20 protein-coding genes and 10 tRNA genes are annotated in these 20,948 nt (G+C 39.2%); 17 read left to right on the forward strand and 13 right to left on the reverse strand.

Annotation, left to right across the window (positions count from 1 at the left end; translation table 11 throughout):
• Positions 1 to 195 precede the first annotated feature (195 nt).
• A complete protein-coding gene (cysZ, locus tag PS1M3_RS10610; protein ID WP_200888040.1) occupies positions 196 to 906 on the forward strand; it encodes a sulfate transporter CysZ in 711 nt (236 codons plus the stop codon).
• A gap of 75 nt (positions 907 to 981) precedes the next feature.
• On the opposite strand, the gene rlmM is transcribed toward cysZ, so the two are convergent.
• From rlmM to hemA, 12 genes are all read right to left on the reverse strand, one after another.
• Positions 982 to 2,067 carry a 23S rRNA (cytidine(2498)-2'-O)-methyltransferase RlmM gene (rlmM, locus tag PS1M3_RS10615; RefSeq protein WP_203984140.1) on the reverse strand — a complete coding sequence of 362 codons (1,086 nt, stop codon included), beginning with the start codon at positions 2,065 to 2,067 and terminating at the stop codon, positions 982 to 984.
• Between the two features lie 17 nt (positions 2,068 to 2,084).
• Complete coding sequence (locus PS1M3_RS10620; RefSeq protein ID WP_006794512.1) at positions 2,085 to 2,453, reverse strand: DUF423 domain-containing protein; 369 nt, start codon at positions 2,451 to 2,453, stop codon at positions 2,085 to 2,087.
• Positions 2,453 to 3,085, reverse strand: coding sequence for an alpha/beta family hydrolase (locus tag PS1M3_RS10625; protein WP_203984142.1), 633 nt, complete (start codon positions 3,083 to 3,085; stop codon positions 2,453 to 2,455). The genes PS1M3_RS10620 and PS1M3_RS10625 overlap by 1 nt, the downstream gene beginning before the upstream one ends.
• 2 nt (positions 3,086 to 3,087) lie before the next feature.
• Positions 3,088 to 3,984 (reverse strand): transcriptional regulator GcvA, encoded by an 897-nt coding sequence (locus PS1M3_RS10630; protein WP_006794510.1) that lies wholly within the window; start codon positions 3,982 to 3,984, stop codon positions 3,088 to 3,090.
• Positions 3,985 to 4,102: 118 nt separating this feature from the next.
• Positions 4,103 to 4,957 carry a 3-deoxy-8-phosphooctulonate synthase gene (gene kdsA, locus PS1M3_RS10635; protein WP_203984144.1) on the reverse strand — a complete coding sequence of 285 codons (855 nt, stop codon included), beginning with the start codon at positions 4,955 to 4,957 and terminating at the stop codon, positions 4,103 to 4,105.
• A gap of 9 nt (positions 4,958 to 4,966) precedes the next feature.
• Entirely contained in the window at positions 4,967 to 6,220 is a 1,254-nt protein-coding gene (locus PS1M3_RS10640; protein WP_058428627.1) for a DUF819 domain-containing protein, read from the reverse strand.
• 14 nt (positions 6,221 to 6,234) lie between these two features.
• A complete protein-coding gene (locus PS1M3_RS10645; protein WP_203987309.1) occupies positions 6,235 to 7,062 on the reverse strand; it encodes a tetratricopeptide repeat protein in 828 nt (275 codons plus the stop codon).
• A gap of 144 nt (positions 7,063 to 7,206) precedes the next feature.
• The gene (locus tag PS1M3_RS10650; RefSeq protein WP_203984146.1) at positions 7,207 to 7,581 is read right to left on the reverse strand and encodes a SirB2 family protein; all 375 of its coding nucleotides are present in this window, start codon (positions 7,579 to 7,581) and stop codon (positions 7,207 to 7,209) included.
• A 28-nt stretch (positions 7,582 to 7,609) separates the two neighbouring features.
• A complete protein-coding gene (locus PS1M3_RS10655) occupies positions 7,610 to 9,151 on the reverse strand; it encodes a DUF3369 domain-containing protein (protein ID WP_203984148.1) in 1,542 nt (513 codons plus the stop codon).
• A gap of 56 nt (positions 9,152 to 9,207) precedes the next feature.
• Complete coding sequence (prmC, locus tag PS1M3_RS10660) at positions 9,208 to 10,047, reverse strand: peptide chain release factor N(5)-glutamine methyltransferase (protein WP_203984150.1); 840 nt, start codon at positions 10,045 to 10,047, stop codon at positions 9,208 to 9,210.
• Positions 10,048 to 10,049: 2 nt separating this feature from the next.
• Complete coding sequence (gene prfA, locus PS1M3_RS10665) at positions 10,050 to 11,135, reverse strand: peptide chain release factor 1 (protein WP_006794503.1); 1,086 nt, start codon at positions 11,133 to 11,135, stop codon at positions 10,050 to 10,052.
• A gap of 7 nt (positions 11,136 to 11,142) precedes the next feature.
• The gene (gene hemA, locus PS1M3_RS10670) at positions 11,143 to 12,399 is read right to left on the reverse strand and encodes a glutamyl-tRNA reductase (protein WP_170865573.1); all 1,257 of its coding nucleotides are present in this window, start codon (positions 12,397 to 12,399) and stop codon (positions 11,143 to 11,145) included.
• 83 nt (positions 12,400 to 12,482) lie between these two features.
• On the opposite strand from hemA, the gene lolB reads away from it, so the two are divergent.
• From lolB to PS1M3_RS10750, 16 genes are all read left to right on the forward strand, one after another.
• A complete protein-coding gene (gene lolB / locus PS1M3_RS10675; protein ID WP_203984159.1) occupies positions 12,483 to 13,070 on the forward strand; it encodes a lipoprotein insertase outer membrane protein LolB in 588 nt (195 codons plus the stop codon).
• 2 nt (positions 13,071 to 13,072) lie between these two features.
• Positions 13,073 to 13,930, forward strand: a complete 858-nt coding sequence (gene ispE, locus PS1M3_RS10680) for a 4-(cytidine 5'-diphospho)-2-C-methyl-D-erythritol kinase (protein WP_203984161.1) — start codon at positions 13,073 to 13,075, stop codon at positions 13,928 to 13,930.
• Positions 13,931 to 14,018: 88 nt separating this feature from the next.
• On the forward strand, positions 14,019 to 14,966 hold the full coding sequence (locus PS1M3_RS10685; RefSeq protein ID WP_008133143.1) for a ribose-phosphate pyrophosphokinase: 948 nt from the start codon (positions 14,019 to 14,021) through the stop codon (positions 14,964 to 14,966).
• Positions 14,967 to 15,115: 149 nt separating this feature from the next.
• Positions 15,116 to 15,733: a 50S ribosomal protein L25/general stress protein Ctc gene (locus PS1M3_RS10690; protein ID WP_008133144.1), complete on the forward strand. Its 618-nt coding sequence runs from the start codon at positions 15,116 to 15,118 to the stop codon at positions 15,731 to 15,733.
• An 18-nt stretch (positions 15,734 to 15,751) separates the two neighbouring features.
• Positions 15,752 to 16,339, forward strand: coding sequence for an aminoacyl-tRNA hydrolase (gene pth, locus PS1M3_RS10695; RefSeq protein WP_371816578.1), 588 nt, complete (start codon positions 15,752 to 15,754; stop codon positions 16,337 to 16,339).
• Between the two features lie 50 nt (positions 16,340 to 16,389).
• Positions 16,390 to 17,481 (forward strand): redox-regulated ATPase YchF, encoded by a 1,092-nt coding sequence (gene ychF / locus PS1M3_RS10700; protein WP_203984163.1) that lies wholly within the window; start codon positions 16,390 to 16,392, stop codon positions 17,479 to 17,481.
• A gap of 318 nt (positions 17,482 to 17,799) precedes the next feature.
• Positions 17,800 to 17,876: transfer RNA gene (locus PS1M3_RS10705), tRNA-Met, on the forward strand.
• A 126-nt stretch (positions 17,877 to 18,002) separates the two neighbouring features.
• Positions 18,003 to 18,087, forward strand: a tRNA-Leu gene (locus tag PS1M3_RS10710).
• Positions 18,088 to 18,127: 40 nt separating this feature from the next.
• Positions 18,128 to 18,202 (forward strand) — tRNA-Gln (locus PS1M3_RS10715).
• Positions 18,203 to 18,207: 5 nt separating this feature from the next.
• Positions 18,208 to 18,284, forward strand: a tRNA-Met gene (locus PS1M3_RS10720).
• Between the two features lie 94 nt (positions 18,285 to 18,378).
• Positions 18,379 to 18,463: transfer RNA gene (locus PS1M3_RS10725), tRNA-Leu, on the forward strand.
• Positions 18,464 to 18,503: 40 nt separating this feature from the next.
• A tRNA-Gln gene (locus tag PS1M3_RS10730) sits at positions 18,504 to 18,578 on the forward strand.
• A gap of 65 nt (positions 18,579 to 18,643) precedes the next feature.
• Positions 18,644 to 18,728 (forward strand) — tRNA-Leu (locus tag PS1M3_RS10735).
• A gap of 40 nt (positions 18,729 to 18,768) precedes the next feature.
• Positions 18,769 to 18,843, forward strand: a tRNA-Gln gene (locus PS1M3_RS10740).
• Between the two features lie 38 nt (positions 18,844 to 18,881).
• Positions 18,882 to 18,966 (forward strand) — tRNA-Leu (locus tag PS1M3_RS10745).
• A gap of 39 nt (positions 18,967 to 19,005) precedes the next feature.
• Positions 19,006 to 19,080 (forward strand) — tRNA-Gln (locus PS1M3_RS10750).
• A 296-nt stretch (positions 19,081 to 19,376) separates the two neighbouring features.
• Here the strand turns inward: PS1M3_RS10750 and PS1M3_RS10755 are convergent.
• The gene (locus PS1M3_RS10755; RefSeq protein WP_239104447.1) at positions 19,377 to 20,711 is read right to left on the reverse strand and encodes a bifunctional diguanylate cyclase/phosphodiesterase; all 1,335 of its coding nucleotides are present in this window, start codon (positions 20,709 to 20,711) and stop codon (positions 19,377 to 19,379) included.
• Between the last annotated feature and the right edge of the window lie 237 nt (positions 20,712 to 20,948).

Below are 20,948 nucleotides of genomic sequence, written 5' to 3' on the forward strand. Positions count from 1 at the left end.
CTGCATTGTGTTTTAACACAATTACCGCTTTAAATGATTCAGACTCAGTACTTTCAAATAAGGAACTGATAAAAAATGCGTATACCTTGCTTTAAACACTTTGTTACGCAAAATAGCTGTTCAAAATTATTAAGCTATTTATACTAACTTAAGTTGTAAACATTGATTGAGGTTGTTGTGCAGATCATACAAGGTATGGAATATTTTTTTTCAGGGTTTAAATTAATAAGCCAAAAAGGATTAAAGCGCTTTGTGCTCATTCCGCTTTTGATTAATATTTTATTATTCGGTAGTTCATTATTTTTCTTATTTGGGTGGCTGAGTGACAGTTTTAATTATATCAACAATATGCTTCCCGAATGGCTAAGCTGGTTAGAATGGTTAATGTGGCCAATTGCGGTATTAGTCGTGCTATTTAGTTATAGTATGGTGTTTACCGTGATTACAAACTTTATTGCAGCCCCATTTAATGCACTTTTAAGCGAAAAAGTAGAATTGTACCTAACGGGTCAAAAAATTAACGATGATGGCTTTGCTGACTTAATAAAAGATATACCACGTATGCTTGCCCGTGAGTGGACCAAGCTATGCTATTACTTACCACGTGCTATTGGCTTTTTTATATTACTGTGGGTATTACCGGTAATAGGGCAAATTCTGTGGGTTTTATTTACTTGTTGGATGTACGCTGTGCAGTATAAAGATTATGCGTTTGATAACCATAAAATTAGTTTTAAAGAAATGAAAAACGACTTAAAGTCTAAACAGGGGCTTTCTTATGGGTTTGGCTTTGCTGTTATGCTATTAACAGCCATTCCATTTGTTAACCTAATTGTTATGCCTGTCGCGGTATGCGGTGCTACAAGGCTGTGGGTAGATAATTACCGACCAAAATACCGAAGCTAACTCTAAAATGAAGTTATTACTTTAGTAACAGTGTGTATATAAAAATGGGCCTAGCGGCCCATTTTTTGTCTTCAATCAGCTGTATAAGCTTTGAGGAACTTTAGTCACATTTAAATGTACCGTGATCTCTTCTCTATCATGGTATAAATGCTTAGCTTGTAATTCGTAGCTAATACCGTACTTAACGAGCTCTTCTTTTATCATTGCTAAGCACTCATATACACTGTCAAAGCGCTTTTTCATTGGTAATTTAAGATTAAAAATAAGCTCTTTTGCATAGGCATTGACTGCCCAGTCAATCATTAGGCTGGTTACTTTGGTTGGTTTTTCTACCATGTCACATACAAGCCAAGTAATGTTTCTTTTCTCTGGACGATATTTAAAGCCATCCTCTCTAAAATGCTTAACCTGCCCTGTTTCCATTAGGTTATCATTCATTGGTCCATTATCTATTGCATTAACAAACATGCCTCTGCGCACCAACTGATATGTCCAACCACCTGGGCATGCGCCTAGGTCAACACATCGCATACCTGCAGCAACACGTGTTTCTCTTTGTTGCTCTGGTATAAACACATTGAACGCTTCATCAAGTTTAAGTGTAGAACGGCTAGGACCATCGCTTGGCATACGCAAACGTAAAATCCCCATAAAGTTGGGTGAATTGTTATAGCTGTATGAATAGCCAACATATGCGGTATTATTTTCCAAAAATAACACATGCATCACAGGCCGATTTGCCTTTGACTCACGCAACACGGTGTTTTGTTTCTCTAGTGCTTTTTTAAGCGGCGTGGATATTTTTTTACAAAAAGTAAGCAGTTCTTTCCCTTCGTTTGTATCAGGCGTCTCTACTCGTAATTCAGCGCATAAAGGAAAATCTTTAGCTGCTTGCACAACTGCGCCTACACGGTCTTCTAAAGGCATATCTTCTAATAATGTGCCGGCAAACCACTGGCGAGCAAACACCATATTTTTGAAGTCGATTTTTTTGATTATCTCGTCGCTATGCTGCGCTTCAAAACATTCATATATAACGTAACCTGTATTAGGTTTTGCCTTTACATACCCTGCAAAACCTTGCTCAGCAGCATGAAATGTTATTTCAGCAGCTGCATCGTTTTCAAACCCACTGCGACAATAAATCACAACACTAGACATAATAACCCTTAAACTTTTTAAAACTTAAATCGTGCAACTTGCACTAAAATAACAATCCAACCAATAATAAAGCACACCCCACCAAGAGGAGTAATTGGCCCTAACCACTTCATTCCTGTCAGTGCTAATAAATATAGGCTGCCACTAAAAAGCAGTGTACCTATTATAAAAAAGTGGCCAGCCCAATTTAGGTTAATACCCCATTTTAAGAGTAATGCTACTGCAATTAATGCTAAACCGTGCACCATTTGATACTCAGCGGCTGTTTTAAACACACCTATCGAATACTCTGATAGACGACTTTTTAGTCCGTGAGCGGCAAAAGCCCCCAACATAACCGAAAGCATACAAAATAAACTGCCTGCCATTAAAAATAGTTTTGTCATTATTCATCCAACATTTTGTTTATAAATTGTACTGCACTAGAAGCTGCTATTTGGCGGTTTTCTAATTCAGTAATGCCACTTTTTTTACGTGGTTTTAACGAATGGTCGCCATCAGCCAGCCATACATAGTCGGGCTGTTTTGGCATTGCCAGCGTTTTTAGTTCTTCACGCGTACCAAATGTATCTCGCTCACCTTGCAACACTAAAAATGGACAAGGAATATCAGCAAAGTGTTCTGTACGCAGCTTGTCTGGTTTACCTGGTGGATGAAATGGGTAACCAAATGCAATAACGCCTTTAATTGGCTGCTTAGTTGTGCATGCAAGCATTGACGCCATTCGCCCGCCCATTGATTTACCGCCAATAAACAAGGGTAATTTAGGTTGGGCATGCGTTAATACTTGCTCATAGTATGCAAGCAACTTGGGAGCACGCTCTGGTGGGCGTCGCTTGCCGGTTTGCTTTGCAATTTGCATATATTCAAAATCAAATAAACCAACATCAACACCCTGCTCACTGATCAGTGCAGCCACGTGCTGCATAAAATCAGAATCACTGCCAGCACCAGCACCATGGGCAAAAATAAACTGCGCAATTGCGGGTTGACTTTGACTTTTGAACCATTCAATCATGATTAATACTCTTGCTCTTGTTCAACCAAACTTAGCATCCATTCTTTAAATGACACTATTTTTCCCAGTTCAGTTTGTGACTCACGAAGCACCAAATAATAAGCGTTTTTACTTTCTAGACTGTGGCTAAACGGAATAACTAGTCGCCCTGCATCAATATCTGGTTTGGCTAACACACTATTCCCAATTGCAACGCCTTGGCCATGAACGGCAGCTTGCAGCACCATAGAAGAGTGGCTAAATATAGGCCCTTGATTTACTTGTACGTTACGTACACCCGCAGTTTTCATCCACGTTTTCCAATTTTTACGTGTAGTGTCATGCAATAAGGTGTGCTGTGCTAAATCACTGGGTTGATCAAGTGGTTTGGGGCCACTCAATAACATAGGGCTGCACAATGGCACTAAATACTCTGTATGTAACTTATAAGCTTGCACTCCATTCCAGTGGCCACGCCCGTAGTAAATGGCAATGTCGACATCGTCACTTAACGAATTTTCGTCTTGGTCTTGTGCTTTTATTCTTACGTCAATTTCAGGGTGTAACTCATTAAATAAACTTAAACGAGGCACTAACCATTGAATTGCAAAACTAGGGGTTAAACTTACCGTTAATGAGCCTTTGGCCCCCCGCGCAAGTAACTTTTCTGTGGCATCAATCAGTTGCGTAAAAATTTCTTTAATATCTAAAAAATAACCTTGGCCTTCTTCCGTTAATAATAAAGAGCGATTTTTTCGTAAAAATAGCTTTAAACCTAAATGTTCTTCGAGTGTTTTTATTTGATGACTGACAGCTGCTTGCGTTACATAAAGCTCTTCTGCGGCTTTTGTAAAACTCAAATGCCGTGCTGCAGCTTCAAATGCTTTGAGTGCGTTTAATGGGGGGACTCGTCTTGACATAATAACCAAGCTTTGAATTAGTTTTTCTTATGCATGAATTATATACCCATGACGAGAAAGAGTATATTTAAGGTGTAAAAAAAGCGACTAATGTCGCTTTTTATTATGTGGTCACTTTTTATAAGTCGCTAGCGCTGGTATCTAACGGCGCAAAACTCTTAACCAAATCATCTACTGCTTTCATTTGCGATAGGTAGCCTTCTAATTTACTTAGGGCTAATGCACATGGTCCATCACACTTTGCTTCATTAGGGTTTGGATGTGCTTCTATAAATAAACCAGCGATCCCCAAAGCCATTCCACTTCTGGCTAGCTCTGCCGCTTGAGCTCGACGCCCATCAGCTGAATCTGCACGACCACCTGGGCGTTGCAGCGCATGCGTTGCATCAAAAATAACTGGTGCCATTGATTTCATGTCATCCATACCTAACATATCAACAACCAGGTTATTATACCCAAAGCTAGAGCCACGCTCACAAAGTGCAATATTATTATTACCAGCCTCATTAAATTTAGTAATGATATGACGCATTTCATGTGGTGCTAAAAATTGCGGCTTTTTAACATTGATAATCGCACCTGTTTTTGCCATAGCAACAACTAAGTCTGTTTGGCGGGCTAAAAAAGCAGGCAACTGAATAACATCAACCACTTCAGCAAGCGGCGCCGCTTGATGCGGTTCGTGAACGTCAGTGATAAGAGGAATATTGAAGGTGTTTTTAATTTCTTCAAATATTTTTAACCCTTCTTCCATACCTGGGCCACGGTACGAGTTGATTGAAGAACGATTAGCTTTATCAAATGATGCTTTAAACACATATGGTATGTTTAGTTTAGTTGTCACTTCTACATAATGCTCTGCAATGCGCATGGCTAAGTCGCGCGATTCTAAAACGTTCATACCACCAAATAAAACAAACGGTTTGTTGTTTGCTAATTCAATATCATTAATTTTGATAATTTGATCTTTCATTTTAATTCCTTAAGGTGCAACTGCTTGCAACATTAATCCACAAATATAAGCCATGTATGTACCCACTCCGTAACCTAATACAGCCAGTAAAACACCGACAGGCGCAAGCGAAGGGTGAAATGCTGACGCAACAACAGGCGCAGACGCTGCGCCTCCGACATTAGCTTGCGAGCCTACTGCCATATAAAAAAGCGGTGCTTTAATTAATTTTGCAACAAGCAACATTAAACCAGCATGTACTAGCATCCAAATAGCCCCCACTAAAAACAAGCCCGGGTTATCAAAAATAGCGGTTACATTCATATGTAAGCCAATTGAGGCAACTAAAATGTATAAAAAGCTTGAGGCTACTTTAGATGCACCAAATGCTTCAATCTGTCTTACTTTAGTAAAAGACAAACTAATACCAATGGTAGTTGAAATGACAATTAACCAGAAAAACTTACTGGTTAAACTGTACTCTTTTGCCCACGCATAATTATTAGCGAAAAACGGCCCTAAAAAGTCTGCGCAAAAATGGGCTAAACCAGTAATACCAAATGCAATAGCAAGCAATGTCATGTAGTCATTCAGCGTTGGCATGCGCGCATGCTCTGCATGGTATTTTTCAACACGCTGCTTTAAATCTTCAATGGCGCTGGTGTCTGCTCCTGTAGCAGCATCAATTTTCTTATGGTTAGCTGCCATTAGTAACAAAACTGCCATCCAAATATTAGCCACTATGACATCAACGGTGACCATCACTGAAAAAATATCGCCGCCCACCTCAAACATTTCTTTCATTGAGGCTTGGTTTGCACCACCGCCAATCCAGCTTCCAGCTACGGTGGTCATGCCGCGCCATACAGCATCTGGCCCATGCCCGCCTACAATTGTAGGGTCTACCGCGCTCACAACTAATATAGCCAGGGGTCCGCCGATAACAATACCGAGCGTTCCGACTAAAAACATAATTAGTGCTTTAGGGCCTAAGTTTAAAATCGCTTTTAAATCAATGCTAATAGTTAAAAGTATCAAACAGGCAGGTAATAAATAACGTGAAGCAACGTAATAAACATTCGATTTATTACCATCGACAATACCAAACGTATTAAGCAAAGAAGGTAAAAAGTAGCAAAGTAATAGAGCCGGTACATATTTATAGAACGTTTTTAATGCTGGGCGCTCGCTGTTTGAGGTTTTAAATATAAACCCCAAAATAACTGCGAGTAAACCAAGCACAACTGCATCATTGGTGATTAATGCGCTTTGTGTTTCAACCATGGTATTCCCTAATATTAATGGTGAGTTTTATTATTATCTTCTAATTCTTCAATTTGGTGTTGGATGATTTCTATTGCTGGATCATCTGGGCATTCATCTACAAAAAATTGTAGATCATCGCGGGCCATTTTAGGGCAATCGAGCTGATTTAATAAATACCCTCTGTCACGCCTTTCGTATGGGTCGTCGCCAATTAATTCCATTAACATTTCAACGCATGTTAATGCGTGGCCAAATTTATTTTCACTAATGAAAGACCACTTTTGCTGCGCTAAGAAAAGCTTATAAACTTCATCGTCAAAAATAAGTTCTAAGGGCTCTTGTTCTTGCCCTTCAGCTTCATCAGCATTTTCAGGAATAATATACCAACTTTGCTGACCGCTACTTGGCTCAACCAAATAGCCTTCTTCATCGCTCATAGCAATATGAACACCTATATCGCCTTGATTTAGGCTCATACTGGCATCGAGGTTAGCCTGTTGTAAAAAATGACAAAGTAAAATTGCCAGAGTAGTTGGCGAGCCGCTACGCATAGTTAGGGTGTAGCTTAGGCTATTTAATTTATGCTCAGGTACTTTTAAACTCGAAGCGCTAAATAGCCATGTACTGTAAAAGGTGTCTAGCAACTTATCTAAGCGTTCATGATAGTCGGGTACAACAATACATAATGCATTAATTTGTTTTTCAAAATCAGCAAGAACATCAAAAGCGGCTGTTAAGTCTAGTTGTGGATCCCATTTCGATTCAGCCTTAATACAACGATAAATTGCCGCAGGGGTAAAGTCATCGTAAGCATCATCAATATAAGAGTCATCGTGTTCATCAAACCCAAAAGTGGTCATCAATACTGCAACATTTCTAGAAAACGAACGCGTAGTTTACCTAATTCTACCCATATATTCCAATAACGAAATGTACTTGATCAAATGCATGGAGGGAATATTCGAGCTTTAGAGATACTAAAGCTCGGTAAATTTATTTAAGGCTTAAAGTAGTAATGCTGACTTGGCTGTTGCCAAATAACCAATAGCTAAAATAACAAACGTATTTACAATAAGGTAAGATATTTTAGCCAAAAAATTAGTTTGCTTAGCGCTTATAATTCCAATAGCAATATAAGCAACCACTAATATAATTTTTTCTAATAACCAATGTTGTTCAAACGGGTTTATCTTCCCCATATACATGAGTGTAAATGCAGAAATTAAAAGTAATGTATCAATGCTATGACTACCAATAAATACAACTTTATTACGAGCAATTTTGCCACTGCCCATTCGTGAAAAAGATCGAATATAAAATAAAACTACACTCAATGCTGCTATTGCCATGTGTGAGTGCTTTACTGCTAAATAATCCATATGCCTCTGTTCTTCTATTTATATAAAATTAATCTGGGTAACGTTTAATAATTGTTTCAAGTTCATTGAGATTTTCGTTAAAAACGTCAACTAATTTTGGCTCAAAGTGCGAGCCTTTTTGCGAGTTTATTTCTTCTACTACGCGTTCAAGTGTCCATGAGTCTTTGTAACAACGCTTATGCCTTAATGCGTCGTACACATCAGCCAATGCTACAATACGACCAAATATGTTAATTCGGCTTCCCTGTAAGCCTTGAGGGTAGCCTGTGCCATCCCACTTTTCATGATGCTCTTTAGCTATGGTAGCCCCTGCACTCACAATTTCGTGAGCAGACCCTTTTAAAATCCCGTACCCTTTGTCTGTGTGAGTTTTCATTACTTCCCATTCGGGGGCATCAAGCTTTGCAGGTTTATTTAAAACCGAATCGGGTATACCTACTTTACCTACATCATGCAAGGGCGCAGCCAATCTAATTAAGTCGGCTTGTTGTTTTGATAATCCATAGCCAATAGCAAGTGCGTGGCAAATATGTGCAACACGTTTTACATGATTACCTGTTTCAGTAGAGCGTTGCTCAACCGCCTCACTTAATCTGTAAACAAGTTCTTGCTGGGTGGCTTCTATTTCGCATTGTAGCTGAACATTTTCAAACGCTAATTGCACATTTTGGGCAAAAATTTCAACTAAGTTTCGTTGTGTATCTGTCAAAGCATTTGGAATGCCAGTAATGAACAACATCGAACTATGGTTATATTCACTGCTGCAATAAGCAAATAAATAATTGTCTTTGTAGATAATAGTCTGATTAGCTAAAGCTTCTTGGCATGCACTTAGTTGTTCTGCGTGAAGAACCTCTTCTAAGTTCTTACCTTCGCTTTTTTCAAACTCACCGGTACCTGAGCAAATAATCATTTTATTATTTTGAGATGCCGGGTTTTGTGCCACAAGCGTTGTGGCATACATAGCTTGATCTGAAATGCCGAGTAAAGATGTAAGTTGTTGCATTACACCTTCAATAAATTGCTCAATTGAATGCGCAGAAAATATATTACGCGAAGCGGTTATTATTTTTTCAAGACCAATTCGCGACTGCTCTATTGAAATAATGTCGCGGTAAGAACGAAGGCTCGACATGATAACTGTAAACAATTTTTGTGCGGTGAGTTCTGTTTTTGATTTGTAGTCGTTAATATCAAAATTAACTATTACTTGGCGTTCTGGTGCCTGACCAGGTTGGCCGGTACGTAAAATAATACGAATGTGGTTATTTTTTGCGGTTTCACGAATATATTTTACAACTTGCAGGCCTGCATCGTCTGTTTCCATTACAACATCAAGTAGAACAATTGCTGCGTCTTTATGCTCATCAATTAAAGTTTTAGCCTCAGCGCCAGAATACGCGCTGATAAATTCTAAACGTTTATTTTGAAACTCAAAATCACTCAATGCCAATTTAGTAACTGCATGAACTTCAGGTTCGTCATCAACGATTAGTACTTTCCAGGTGCCCAAATCGGTGTTATCTACCGGTGTATCTGGCTCATCTGAAAATAAAAAGTCACCCATCATAATTAGAATTCCTACATGACACATTTAACACACGGATGCAGTAATAATTAAGCTTATTATGGCCACTGTGCGAGCGTTACACGGTCATTTTCACCAAGATCTTTTATCGTTTTAATATTAACAAAGGCCATCGTTTTAAAAAATTCACGAACAGCAAAACCTTGGTCATAACCGTGCTCTATTAGAAGATAGCCACTAGATAGCAAATAGTCACGTGATTGTGTAATTATTTGTTTAATATCAGACATTCCTGAATCTTCAGCAACTAAGGCAGATAAAGGTTCAAATCGCACATCGCCTTGAGCCAAATGTTCGTCACTACTTTCTATGTACGGTGGGTTGGTAACTATAAGATCAAAATATTCATTATCAAGTGAGCTAAACCAATTGCTTTGTTTAACACGCACATTACCAAGTCCTAGACGCTGTTGATTCCGAGTTGCAAGCGCTACAGCGTCAGTCACTTTATCTACCGCTGTAATATTCCACAAAGGCATTTCACTACCCAATGCCAATGCAATGGCGCCAGTACCTGTTCCCAGGTCCAGAACTTTTGCATTTTCCGAAATTCCTAAACCAAGTGCAGCCTCAACTAATGTTTCAGTATCTGGCCGCGGAATTAACGTTGTTGCATTGACTTCTAAGGTTAAGCTCCAAAACTCACGTTGCCCTGTAATATGCGCTACAGGTTCGCCGCTTAATCGCCGAGCGCAAAGAGTGTCAAAGGTATGTTGTTGCTCTGTACTGAGCAACCTTTCGGGCCAAGTAAAAAGATAGCTACGTGGTTTATCAAGAACATGAAGAAGTAATACCTGTGCGTCTAATTTCGCACTTTCGCTGCTTTGCGCTAATAAATTAGCGCCAGCAGCAACAGCTTGCTCGAGAGTTTGATTCACTATTACTCATCGCCCATTGCGGCAAGTAAATCAGCCTGATGCTCTTGCATTAATGGGTCTACAATGGCACCTAAATCACCCGCTACGACTTCATTTAAGCGGTACAGCGTTAAGTTAATACGGTGATCGGTTATACGTCCCTGCGGATAGTTATAAGTACGAATACGTTCAGAACGGTCACCACTACCGACTAAATTACGACGCTCAGAGGCTTCTGCTGCATGACGCTTCTCATCTTCAGCTTGCTGTAAACGCGCTGCAAGTACTGACATCGCTTTAGCACGGTTTTTATGCTGCGAACGCTCATCTTGACATTCAACAACCACACCCGTAGGTAAATGCGTAATACGAATTGCTGAGTCAGTTTTATTTACGTGCTGGCCACCTGCACCCGATGCTCTAAAAGTATCTACTTTTATATCGGCGGTGTTAATTTCAATTGCTTCAGCTTCTGGAATTTCTGCCATTACCGCTACGGTGCACGCCGATGTATGAACACGACCTTGCGATTCAGTCTCTGGTACACGTTGTACACGGTGTACGCCAGACTCAAATTTAAGCTTACCGTATACGCCTTCACCGCTAATGTTAGCAATGACTTCTTTGTAACCACCGTGTTCACCTTCATTGGTAGTTACTACTTCTAATTTCCACTTTTGCGTTTCAGCAAAACGGCTGTACATTCTAAATAAATCACCGGCAAAAATAGCGGCTTCATCACCCCCTGTGCCTGCGCGGACTTCTAAAAATACATTGTTATTATCTTTTGGATCTTTAGGAAGCATTAATACCTGAATTTCATCTTCAAGACTTAATATTTGTGCTTTGGCTTCTTTATACTCTTCCTGTGCCATTTCTCGCATATCAGGGTCTGAGTCTTTAAGCATCTCTTCAGCGCTTGCTAAATCTTCTTTTGTTTGTTGATATGCTAAAAAAGTTTTAACTATTTCTTCAAGCTCAGAGTATTCTTTTGAAAGGCCACGAAAGCGATTTTGATCGCTAATAACCGACGGGTCGCTCAACAGTGCTTGTACTTCTTCGTAGCGCTCTACTAGCGTTTCTAATTTATTATAAACAGACTCTTTCATTTAACGGTTATTCCTGATCAATACCTAACATTTTTTTCAACTGATTTAATTGAGCCACTTCACCTTTTTTAGCCGCATCTTGAATGGCACGGGTAGGCGCGTGCATTAAGCGGTTGGTTAACTTATTGGCCAATTCTAAAATTACTTTTTCTGCGTCTTTACCACTAGAAAGCTGGCTAACTGCTCTTTCTACTAATTCCGACTTAATTGTTTGAACATCGTTTCGATAGTGACGAATTAACCCCACAGAATCGAGTGAACGCATCCACATACAAAACTCTTTAGTGCGCTCAGTAATAATTATTTGTGCCTGCTGTGCAGCTTGTTCTCGCGCTGCCATATTTTCACTTACAATTGTTTGTAAGTCGTCAACCGAGTATAAATAAGCCGCATCTAGCTCACCAACTTGGCTTTCAATGTCGCGCGGTACCGCAATATCAATAAACAACATCGGTTTGTTACGGCGCTGCTTTAGTGCTTGCTCCACAACACCTTTACCAATAATAGGCAGTGTACTGGCCGTTGAGCTTATTATAATATCTGCATTATGCAAACGCTCTGGCAACTGCGCTAATGCAATGACATCTGCAGACACTTCATCGGCTAAATTGCGGGCTCGTTCAATCGTTCTATTGGCTACGGTAATATTTTGTGGCTCATTTTGATACAAATGCTTAGCAACAAGTTCTATTGTTTCGCCTGCACCTATTAATAACACATTGGTTTTATCGAGCTTGCCATAAATATGCTTAGCTAAATTAACAGCCGCAAACGCTACCGAAACCGCACTGGCGCCTATGTTAGTTTCAGTTCGGACCTCTTTAGCAACCGAAAATGTCTTTTGAAACAAACGGTCAAACGTAACACCCACTGCATCATGAGTTTTAGCACTATTATAGGCTTGTTTAATTTGCCCTAAAATTTGCGGTTCACCTAACACAAGCGAATCTAAACCGCAGGCAACGCGCATTAAATGGTTAATTGCTTGATTGCCCTCATGGCAATAAATGTTATTACTCAGTTCCTGTTCATCTAAACCATGGAAACTGGCAAGCCATGCTAACAGTGTTTGGGAATTTTGCTGAGCAAGGCTACAATAGATTTCTGTTCGGTTACAGGTAGACACGATCACAGCTTCATTAAAGTCGGCATGGCCACTTAATTGCTGCAACGCCTCTGACATTTGCTCAGGCGAAAAAGCCACTTTTTCACGCAGTTCTACGGAAGCAGTTTTGTGATTTATACCTAGTGCTATTATGGTCATGTTTGCCAAATATTGCTGAGCCCTACTTTAAAGGCGGCAATTTTACCAAAAATCAGCGGAATATGGAAAGTAAGGAACAACATTTGATTAGACATTATTTAATATTAGCTATAACTTTTATGTTTTTAAGTGGTTGTGCGCAACAATTAACCCATAAAACAGTAGCTTACGACAACTGGAAAGGTAAACTCGCCAATCAAAAAACTTGGCATGTAGAGGGGAAACTTGCTTTTATTAGTCCCGATGAGCGCCAATCTGCAAACTTAAATTGGCAGCAACAAGAAAATAACAATAATTTAGTACTGACTTCATTTATTGGCACACGCATTTTACAACTAAAACAGTCGCGCAATGTTGCTGAGCTTGAATTTGACGATAAAGTTTATGTAGATACCAATGCATCTGCGCTGCTTAAGCGCTTAACTGGCTTTGCTTTACCTGTTAATAATGCTGATAACTGGCTTAAAGGCACTATTGATTCACAAACGTTGCAAGTTGATGAACTTGGCCGTTCGAAGCAAGTACTTTGGTTGGATAATGAAAGTAAACAATGGCAAATAAACTATGCAGATTATATACAAACCGCTGGTTATTGGTTGCCTACAAAACTGACGCTCAAACACCAAAAAATTAAAATTAAAATTCAACTATATGACTGGCAATTTAATTAACTATGAATAGCAAAACCTTTTTTTCACTTATTGCACCTGCAAAACTCAATTTATTTTTACATATCAATGCGCGCCGAGATGACGGGTATCACGAATTAGAAACCTTATTTACTTTCTTAAACTTCGGCGATGAGCTCTCTTTTGAGTTAACAGATGAACCATCAATTTCAATCACTGGTGATACTAAAGACATACCACTTGAAGATAATCTCATCTATAAAGCTGCTTTAATGTTACAAACTGATACTAAAACAAAGCACGGTGTAAAAATAAATTTGATAAAACGACTGCCTATGGGAGGAGGTGTTGGAGGGGGGTCGTCTGATGCGGCAACAACACTATTAGCGCTCAATAAATTGTGGAATATTAATTATGACATTAATAAACTTGCTAATTTAGGGTTACAATTAGGGGCTGATGTGCCTGTCTTTATACGTGGTGAAAGCGCCATTGCGCAAGGCATTGGGGAAAAACTACACCGTATTGAACTTGCGCAAAAATGGTACTGTGTTGTGCACCCAAACCAGCATGTAAGCACCGCTAAAATATTCACTCACCCCGACTTAAAACGCGATACACCAAAAATCTCAGGTGATTGGAAACAGCAAACTTTGCACAACGATTGTGAGCCTTTAGTTAAAAAGCTATGCCCCGAGGTTGAAAAAACCCTCCAGTGGTTGCTAAAATACGCTCCGTCGAAGATGACCGGAACAGGTTCATGTTGTTTTGTAGAGTTTGATACACAAGCTCAAGCTAACCATGTACTTGCTAACCTCCCCCATACTTGGCAGGGATTTGTAGCGTCAAATGCTAATATCTCTCCTGCTCATACGGAGTTAACCGCCATTTTCGATCAATGAAGTAACGTAAAAGTAATCATAAGTTAACTCGTAATGATTTTTATCATTACTCGTTAGTCCAAAATTTCAGTGCCTGAGGAACCCTACCGTGCCTGACATGAAGCTCTTCGCTGGTAACGCAACACCTGAGTTAGCTCAAAAAGTTGCAAAACGTTTATATATTGAATTAGGCGATGCTGTTGTTGGCCGTTTTAGCGACGGTGAGATCAGTGTTCAAATTAATGAAAATGTTCGTGGCTCGGATGTTTTTATCTTGCAATCAACCTGTGCCCCTACAAACGATAACCTTATGGAACTTATCGTTATGGTTGATGCTCTTCGTCGCGCATCTGCGGGTCGTATTACTGCCGTCATTCCTTATTTTGGTTATGCCCGCCAAGACCGTCGCGTACGTTCTGCCCGCGTACCAATCACTGCTAAAGTTGTTGCCGATTTCTTATCGAGTGTAGGTGTAGACCGTGTACTTACGGTTGATTTACATGCAGAGCAAATTCAAGGCTTCTTTGATGTACCAGTAGATAATGTATTTGGTAGCCCTGTATTACTTGAAGATATGAAAGAGCGTCATTTTGATGATGTTGTTATTGTTTCTCCAGATATTGGTGGTGTAGTGCGCGCACGTGCAATTGCAAAACTATTAGACGATACTGATTTGGCTATTATTGATAAACGCCGCCCACAGGCAAATGTTTCTCAGGTAATGCATATTATTGGTGATGTAGAAGGCCGTGACTGTATCATTGTTGATGACATGATTGATACTGGTGGTACGTTATGTAAAGCCGCTGAAGCACTTAAAGAACATGGTGCTAAACGCGTATTTGCTTATGCAACTCACCCTATTTTATCAGGTAAAGCAGCTGAAAATTTACGTGATTCTGTTATTGACGAAGTTATTGTAACCGACTCAATTCCATTATCTGATGAACTTAAAGCGCTTGATAAAGTAAAAGTGCTAACGCTTGCTGATATGTTAGCAGAAACTATTCGTCGTATTAGCAACGAAGAATCTATTTCAGCAATGTTTGAGCATTAATCTCAGGTATTTGCTGAAAACAAAGCGCCTTTTGGCGCTTTTTTTGTATGCTATGTATATTTTACTGAATCACAGTGGTATGATAGCGCGCCTTTTGGCTAGGGACCTTGGTCGCAAAGGCCCTAAACTTTTAAATAATTGGAGACATCATGTCTAACACAACTTATACATATGACGCTGAACTTCGCGTAGAAACTGGTACTGGTGCGAGCCGCCGCCTACGTCGCGAAGACAAAGTTCCTGCAATCCTTTACGGAGCTGACAAAGAAGCTTTATCTCTTACTTTTGCTCATAAAGATATGATCAAAGCACAAGAAGACGAAGGTTTTTACACTCATATTCTTACACTTAATGTAGGCGGCGAGAAAGTTGAAGCTATCTTAAAAGATATTCAACGTCACCCATTCAAGCCTAAGCTTACTCACCTTGATTTCCAACGTGTAGACGCAACTCATAAATTAACAACTAAAGTTCCTCTTCACTTCATCGGTGAAGAAATCGTAACTAAAGCTGGCGCAACTGTTGTTCACCAGTTAACTGATGTTGAAATTTCTTGTCTTCCAAAAGCATTACCAGAATTCATTGAAGTAAATGTTTCTGAGTTAGTAGCTGGTGATTCAATCCATATCTCTGATTTACAACTACCTGCAGGCGTTGCGTCTGTTGAATTAGGTAAAGGCGAAGGCCATGACCTTTCAGTAGTTACAATCAAAGCAAACAAAGCAGCTCCAGCTGAAGACGAAGAAGCTTCAGACGCTGCAGAATAATATTTAAGGTCTCGCACCTTGAATTCTATTCAAATGCTTGTGGGCCTGGCTAATCCAGGCCCCGAATACGCAAATACACGCCACAATGCAGGTGCTTGGTTCATCGAGCAACTCGCAGCACGCTACAACTGTACGCTAAAACACGATCCTAAATATCACGGCCTTACTGGCAAAGTGATAATCCAAGGCCAAGAATTCAAATTATTGATCCCCACTACTTACATGAATTTAAGTGGTAAAGCGGTCAGTAGTTTAGCCAACTTTTTCAAAATCCCTGTTGAAAATATCTTAGTTGCACATGACGAGATGGATTTAGAGCCCGGTGTCGCCAAATTAAAAAAAGGGGGCGGACACGGTGGTCATAATGGCTTAAAAGACATTATGGCAAAAATGGCAAATCAAAAAGATTTTATGCGTTTACGTGTTGGCATAGGTCATCCAGGACATCGTGAAATGGTTACCGGCTGGGTGCTTGGAAAAGCGCCAAAGGTTGACCAAGAAAAAATGGATGCTGCTGTAGATGAAGCAGTTCGTTGTATGGAAATACTTGCAAAAGACGGCGTGCTAAAAGCACAAAACAGACTTCATTCGTTTAAACCCGAATAAACTTGAGTCCAAGTGCTCGGTTAAACGAATTCTAAACAAGGTATCTTACTATGGGTTTTAAATGTGGCATCGTTGGCTTGCCTAACGTAGGTAAATCAACGCTTTTCAATGCATTAACTAAAGCGGGTATTGAAGCCGCTAATTTTCCTTTTTGTACCATTGAGCCTAATACAGGTGTGGTACCTGTTCCAGATCCTCGCTTGGACGAGCTTGCTAAAATTGTAAACCCACAACGTATTCTTACTACAAGTATGGAGTTTGTTGATATTGCAGGCCTTGTAAAAGGCGCATCAAAAGGTGAAGGCCTTGGTAATCAGTTCTTAGCGAATATTCGTGAAACTGATGCAATTGGTCATGTAGTACGTTGTTTTGAGGACGAAAATGTAATACATGTAGCGGGTACGATTGACCCTGCTGACGATATTGACGTGATCAATACTGAGTTAGTACTTGCTGATATGGACAGCGCTGAGAAAGCTATGTTCCGTAATGCTAAAAAAGCGAAAGGCGGCGATAAAGACGCAAAAGAACAAAATGCGGCGCTTGAAAAAGTAAAAGTACACCTTGATGAAGGCCTTACACTTCGATCGTTAGAATTAACTAAAGAAGAAAAAGCAGCTATTAGCTCTGTCAACTTCTTAACTATCAAACCAACTATGTATATTGCAAACGTAGCAGAGGATGGTTTTGAGAATAACCCTCTACTTGATCGCGTTCGCGCTATAGCTGAATCAGAAGGCGCTGTGGTTGTCCCTGTGTGCGCAGCAATCGAATCTGAGTTATCTGAACTTGATGATGAAGACAAACTCGAATTTATGGCTGACCTTGGCTTAGAAGAGCCAGGCCTTAACCTTGTAATTCGAGGCGGCTACGAATTACTCAAGCTACAAACTTACTTTACCGCAGGCGTAAAAGAAGTGCGAGCTTGGACAATTCCTGTAGGTGCAACAGCGCCACAAGCTGCTGGTAAAATTCATACCGATTTTGAACGTGGATTTATCCGTGCACAAACCATTGCTTATGACGACTACATTAACTGTAAAGGTGAAAGTGGTGCAAAAGAAGCGGGTAAAATGCGCCAAGAAGGTAAAGAGTACATTGTTAAAGATGGCGATGTAATGAACTTCCTGTTTAACGTATAAGTATTTATTCCCTCTATTTAGGGAAATAAATTTTAAAGGCTCGTTTTTACGAGCCTTTTTTGTTTTTAAACGTATATACGCTGTCAGCTTTTAGAGGATAAATAACACTAAGTTAATTTTAAAAAAGCGTAACCTGTTATACTTCCTCTTTAATCGGTGTTAAAAAAACGGCGTTTTTATTAAAATTTAGCCTGTTAGCTTAATTTTCCTGCAAACAAACACAGTTAAGCGTTTTTTTGCAAAAAAGGTGTTGACGAATTTGGGTCATGTCAGCATAATACGCCCCGCACTCAGCGATGAAGTGCTAACAAAAAAGATGGCTAAGTAGCTCAGCTGGTTAGAGCACATCACTCATAATGATGGGGTCACAGGTTCAAATCCCGTCTTAGCCACCATTTATTTTTTGTTGCTCAATGAAGAGTTTAAAATAACTACCTTGTGTGCGGTAGTTGCGGAATTGGCAGTTGTCTTGAATTAGACCTGTACTTAGGTTCCAAAACAGTATTACCTGTATGCTCGATGCGGGAGTGGCGGAATTGGTAGACGCGCTGGATTTAGGTTCCAGTATCTTAGGATGTGAGAGTTCAAGTCTCTCCTTCCGCACCATTATTCTTGATAAGAATTAAAACTATCAATTGTTTATTGTTGGGATATCGCCAAGCGGTAAGGCACCAGGTTTTGATCCTGGCATTCCCAGGTTCAAATCCTGGTATCCCAGCCAACAATGGCTAAGTAGCTCAGCTGGTTAGAGCACATCACTCATAATGATGGGGTCACAGGTTCAAATCCCGTCTTAGCCACCATTTCTTTTTAAGAATTGGCTCTGCAAGAGTTAAATTGCAACTCAATGAAGAGTTTAAAATAACTACCTTTCTTTGATTATTCAAAGTTAAAAATGCGGGAGTGGCGGAATTGGTAGACGCGCTGGATTTAGGTTCCAGTATCTTAGGATGTGAGAGTTCAAGTCTCTCCTTCCGCACCATGTTCTTGATTAGAACTAAAATTATCAGCTAATTCTTTGTTGGGATATCGCCAAGCGGTAAGGCACCAGGTTTTGATCCTGGCATTCCCAGGTTCAAATCCTGGTATCCCAGCCAACTTCTTCTACCAAAGAGTGTTGTTAAAGAATAACTCTGTTATGAGTATAAACATAAAACTATATGCGGGAGTGGCGGAATTGGTAGACGCGCTGGATTTAGGTTCCAGTATCTTAGGATGTGAGAGTTCAAGTCTCTCCTTCCGCACCACGTTCTTGATTAGAACTAAAACAATCAAATATTTCTTTGTTGGGATATCGCCAAGCGGTAAGGCACCAGGTTTTGATCCTGGCATTCCCAGGTTCAAATCCTGGTATCCCAGCCAACTTCTTCTACCAAAGAATGTTGCTAAAGAATAGAACTGCGGGAGTGGCGGAATTGGTAGACGCGCTGGATTTAGGTTCCAGTATCTTAGGATGTGAGAGTTCAAGTCTCTCCTTCCGCACCACGTTCTTAATTAGAACTAAAACTCATCCAAATTTAAAGTTGGGATATCGCCAAGCGGTAAGGCACCAGGTTTTGATCCTGGCATTCCCAGGTTCAAATCCTGGTATCCCAGCCAATTTTCTAACCGTTCTCCTTTGTACTATCTAAAATAAATTCTATCATTCAATAGATCATCTTCTATAAAATCTATCCAACTAATTCAATATTTTAAGATCAGTCGCTAAACACCTCGTGATATAAATGTACTGAAGCTGATTGAAAAAATAATACGTTTAATAATTTAATTCTGTAAATAAAAACACTGCTGATTCATAGTGAAAATTGAGTTACTTAGTCGTTTTATTAAAAATCTCAATACTACTAACATCAAGTTTAGTCTCTTAAATTTTATGGCGCATTGCTGTAACTACATTACGCTTTAGCGTCTTTGTTTAAGTATTTCTCTATAAAGCGCTCTAAAGGTAGTGGCTTGCTAAAATAATAGCCTTGAAGAAATTCACAATTCATTGATTTAAGTGCTTCTTGTAACTCTTTCGTTTCGATTCCTTCTGCAACCACATTACAATTGAGCCTATGTGCTAAAAATAACGTCGATTCTACAATTGCATAATCAGCTATTTTAGTAAGCATATTATTAATGAAAGACCGATCTATTTTAATTTGATTTATAGGTAGCTCTCGCAGTAAAGATAAGGAAGAAAACCCAGTACCAAAGTCATCTACACTAAATTCAAATCCACGACTATTAAGTTTATACATCATTGCTCGAGCAGCCTCCAAATCAGTCATCATTGCACCTTCTGTAATTTCAAAAACAATGTAGTTACTTAACGTAGGGTCTTCTTTAAGGAGCTCTTCTATAAACTCCACAAAACTCTCACTTTCAAGGTCTCGTGTTGATAAATTTACGTGCATGGTGCCAGTAAAACCTAACGATTTTAGACGCTGTAAATTTTTTATTGTTTCAATTACAACCCATTGAGTGATATTAAGAATCATCCCCGTACGCTCTGCCACTTTGATAAATTGATCAGGAGTAATAAACGAACCGTCCTTCTGCGGCCACCTAATTAATACTTCTGCACCATGTATTTCGTCAAAACGAGTGCAAAATATTGGCTGAAAATAAAGCTCAAACTCATGGTTTATAAGTGCGTTTTTTATTTTTGTAGTCATATCAAGAAAGTTATCAGCCCTTTCACTCAATCCTTCAAAATAATTAACAAATAATTGCTGTGTGCTTTTAGCTTCAAGTAAAGCTAAATCTGCATTTTTAAATAACTCATTGGCATAAAACGCATCTTGAGGATATGAGCTAACGCCGACTTTTAGCTTTAACCATACTTTTTGCGCACTAATGAAAAAAGGCTCTTCAACAGAGCCCTTTATAACTTCAATACAATCATAAATATCTTGCTCATTTGCTGAATCTAAAATTAACGCAAATTCATCACCGCCAATTCGGTGCAGTTCACCTATGTTTAATAAATTTAGATTTAACGTTTTGGAGAATATGCACAACAATTCATCTCCTAAGCTATTACCGTAGAGCTCATTTACACGTTTAAAATTACTTAAATCAAATAAAAATAAACTAAATGGTTGCTCATTATTAATATGCTGAATCAATAGATTAAAAAAACACTTGCGATTAGGGAGGCTTGTTAAGCTGTCATGCTCTGCTAGGAATCGTTGATGATTTTCAGACTTTTCTATTTCTAAAATACTTTTTAAGCTAAGGCGCATTATTAGAAATACAAAAATACCCCCTCCTAATAAAATGAATGAGATACTGATTAAGACCAAGTTATCTAAAGTGTTATTTGCAAAATAATGTAATATCCAACAATACCCAAAAATAAATAAGACAACTAAAGCAAGAAGTAAACTCCATGCCATATTTTTAGTCTTTTTGCATATTGTTATTATTGGCTGAATGCTAAAACCTAAAAGCAAAATACCTAATAAGATTACAATTAATAA

It is taken from the genome of Pseudoalteromonas sp. PS1M3 (assembly GCF_016865405.1).
Lineage (GTDB): Bacteria > Pseudomonadota > Gammaproteobacteria > Enterobacterales > Alteromonadaceae > Pseudoalteromonas > Pseudoalteromonas marina.

Bases quoted from the DNA above. Each gene is read 5' to 3' on its own strand.
- PS1M3_RS10630 (WP_006794510.1), bottom strand. From the start codon at position 3,984: ATGTCAAGACGAGTCCCCCCATTAAACGCACTCAAAGCATTTGAAGCT.
- cysZ (WP_200888040.1), top strand. From the start codon at position 196: ATGGAATATTTTTTTTCAGGGTTTAAATTAATAAGCCAAAAAGGATTA.
- PS1M3_RS10620 (WP_006794512.1), bottom strand. From the start codon at position 2,453: ATGACAAAACTATTTTTAATGGCAGGCAGTTTATTTTGTATGCTTTCG.
- PS1M3_RS10690 (WP_008133144.1), top strand. From the start codon at position 15,116: ATGTCTAACACAACTTATACATATGACGCTGAACTTCGCGTAGAAACT.
- rlmM (WP_203984140.1), bottom strand. From the start codon at position 2,067: ATGTCTAGTGTTGTGATTTATTGTCGCAGTGGGTTTGAAAACGATGCA.
- PS1M3_RS10645 (WP_203987309.1), bottom strand. From the start codon at position 7,062: ATGACCACTTTTGGGTTTGATGAACACGATGACTCTTATATTGATGAT.
- prfA (WP_006794503.1), bottom strand. From the start codon at position 11,135: ATGAAAGAGTCTGTTTATAATAAATTAGAAACGCTAGTAGAGCGCTAC.
- PS1M3_RS10650 (WP_203984146.1), bottom strand. From the start codon at position 7,581: ATGGATTATTTAGCAGTAAAGCACTCACACATGGCAATAGCAGCATTG.
- PS1M3_RS10755 (WP_239104447.1), bottom strand. From the start codon at position 20,711: ATGCGCCTTAGCTTAAAAAGTATTTTAGAAATAGAAAAGTCTGAAAAT.
- PS1M3_RS10625 (WP_203984142.1), bottom strand. From the start codon at position 3,085: ATGATTGAATGGTTCAAAAGTCAAAGTCAACCCGCAATTGCGCAGTTT.
- ychF (WP_203984163.1), top strand. From the start codon at position 16,390: ATGGGTTTTAAATGTGGCATCGTTGGCTTGCCTAACGTAGGTAAATCA.
- hemA (WP_170865573.1), bottom strand. From the start codon at position 12,399: ATGACCATAATAGCACTAGGTATAAATCACAAAACTGCTTCCGTAGAA.
- PS1M3_RS10640 (WP_058428627.1), bottom strand. From the start codon at position 6,220: ATGGTTGAAACACAAAGCGCATTAATCACCAATGATGCAGTTGTGCTT.
- PS1M3_RS10655 (WP_203984148.1), bottom strand. From the start codon at position 9,151: ATGATGGGTGACTTTTTATTTTCAGATGAGCCAGATACACCGGTAGAT.
- ispE (WP_203984161.1), top strand. From the start codon at position 13,073: ATGAATAGCAAAACCTTTTTTTCACTTATTGCACCTGCAAAACTCAAT.
- kdsA (WP_203984144.1), bottom strand. From the start codon at position 4,957: ATGAAAGATCAAATTATCAAAATTAATGATATTGAATTAGCAAACAAC.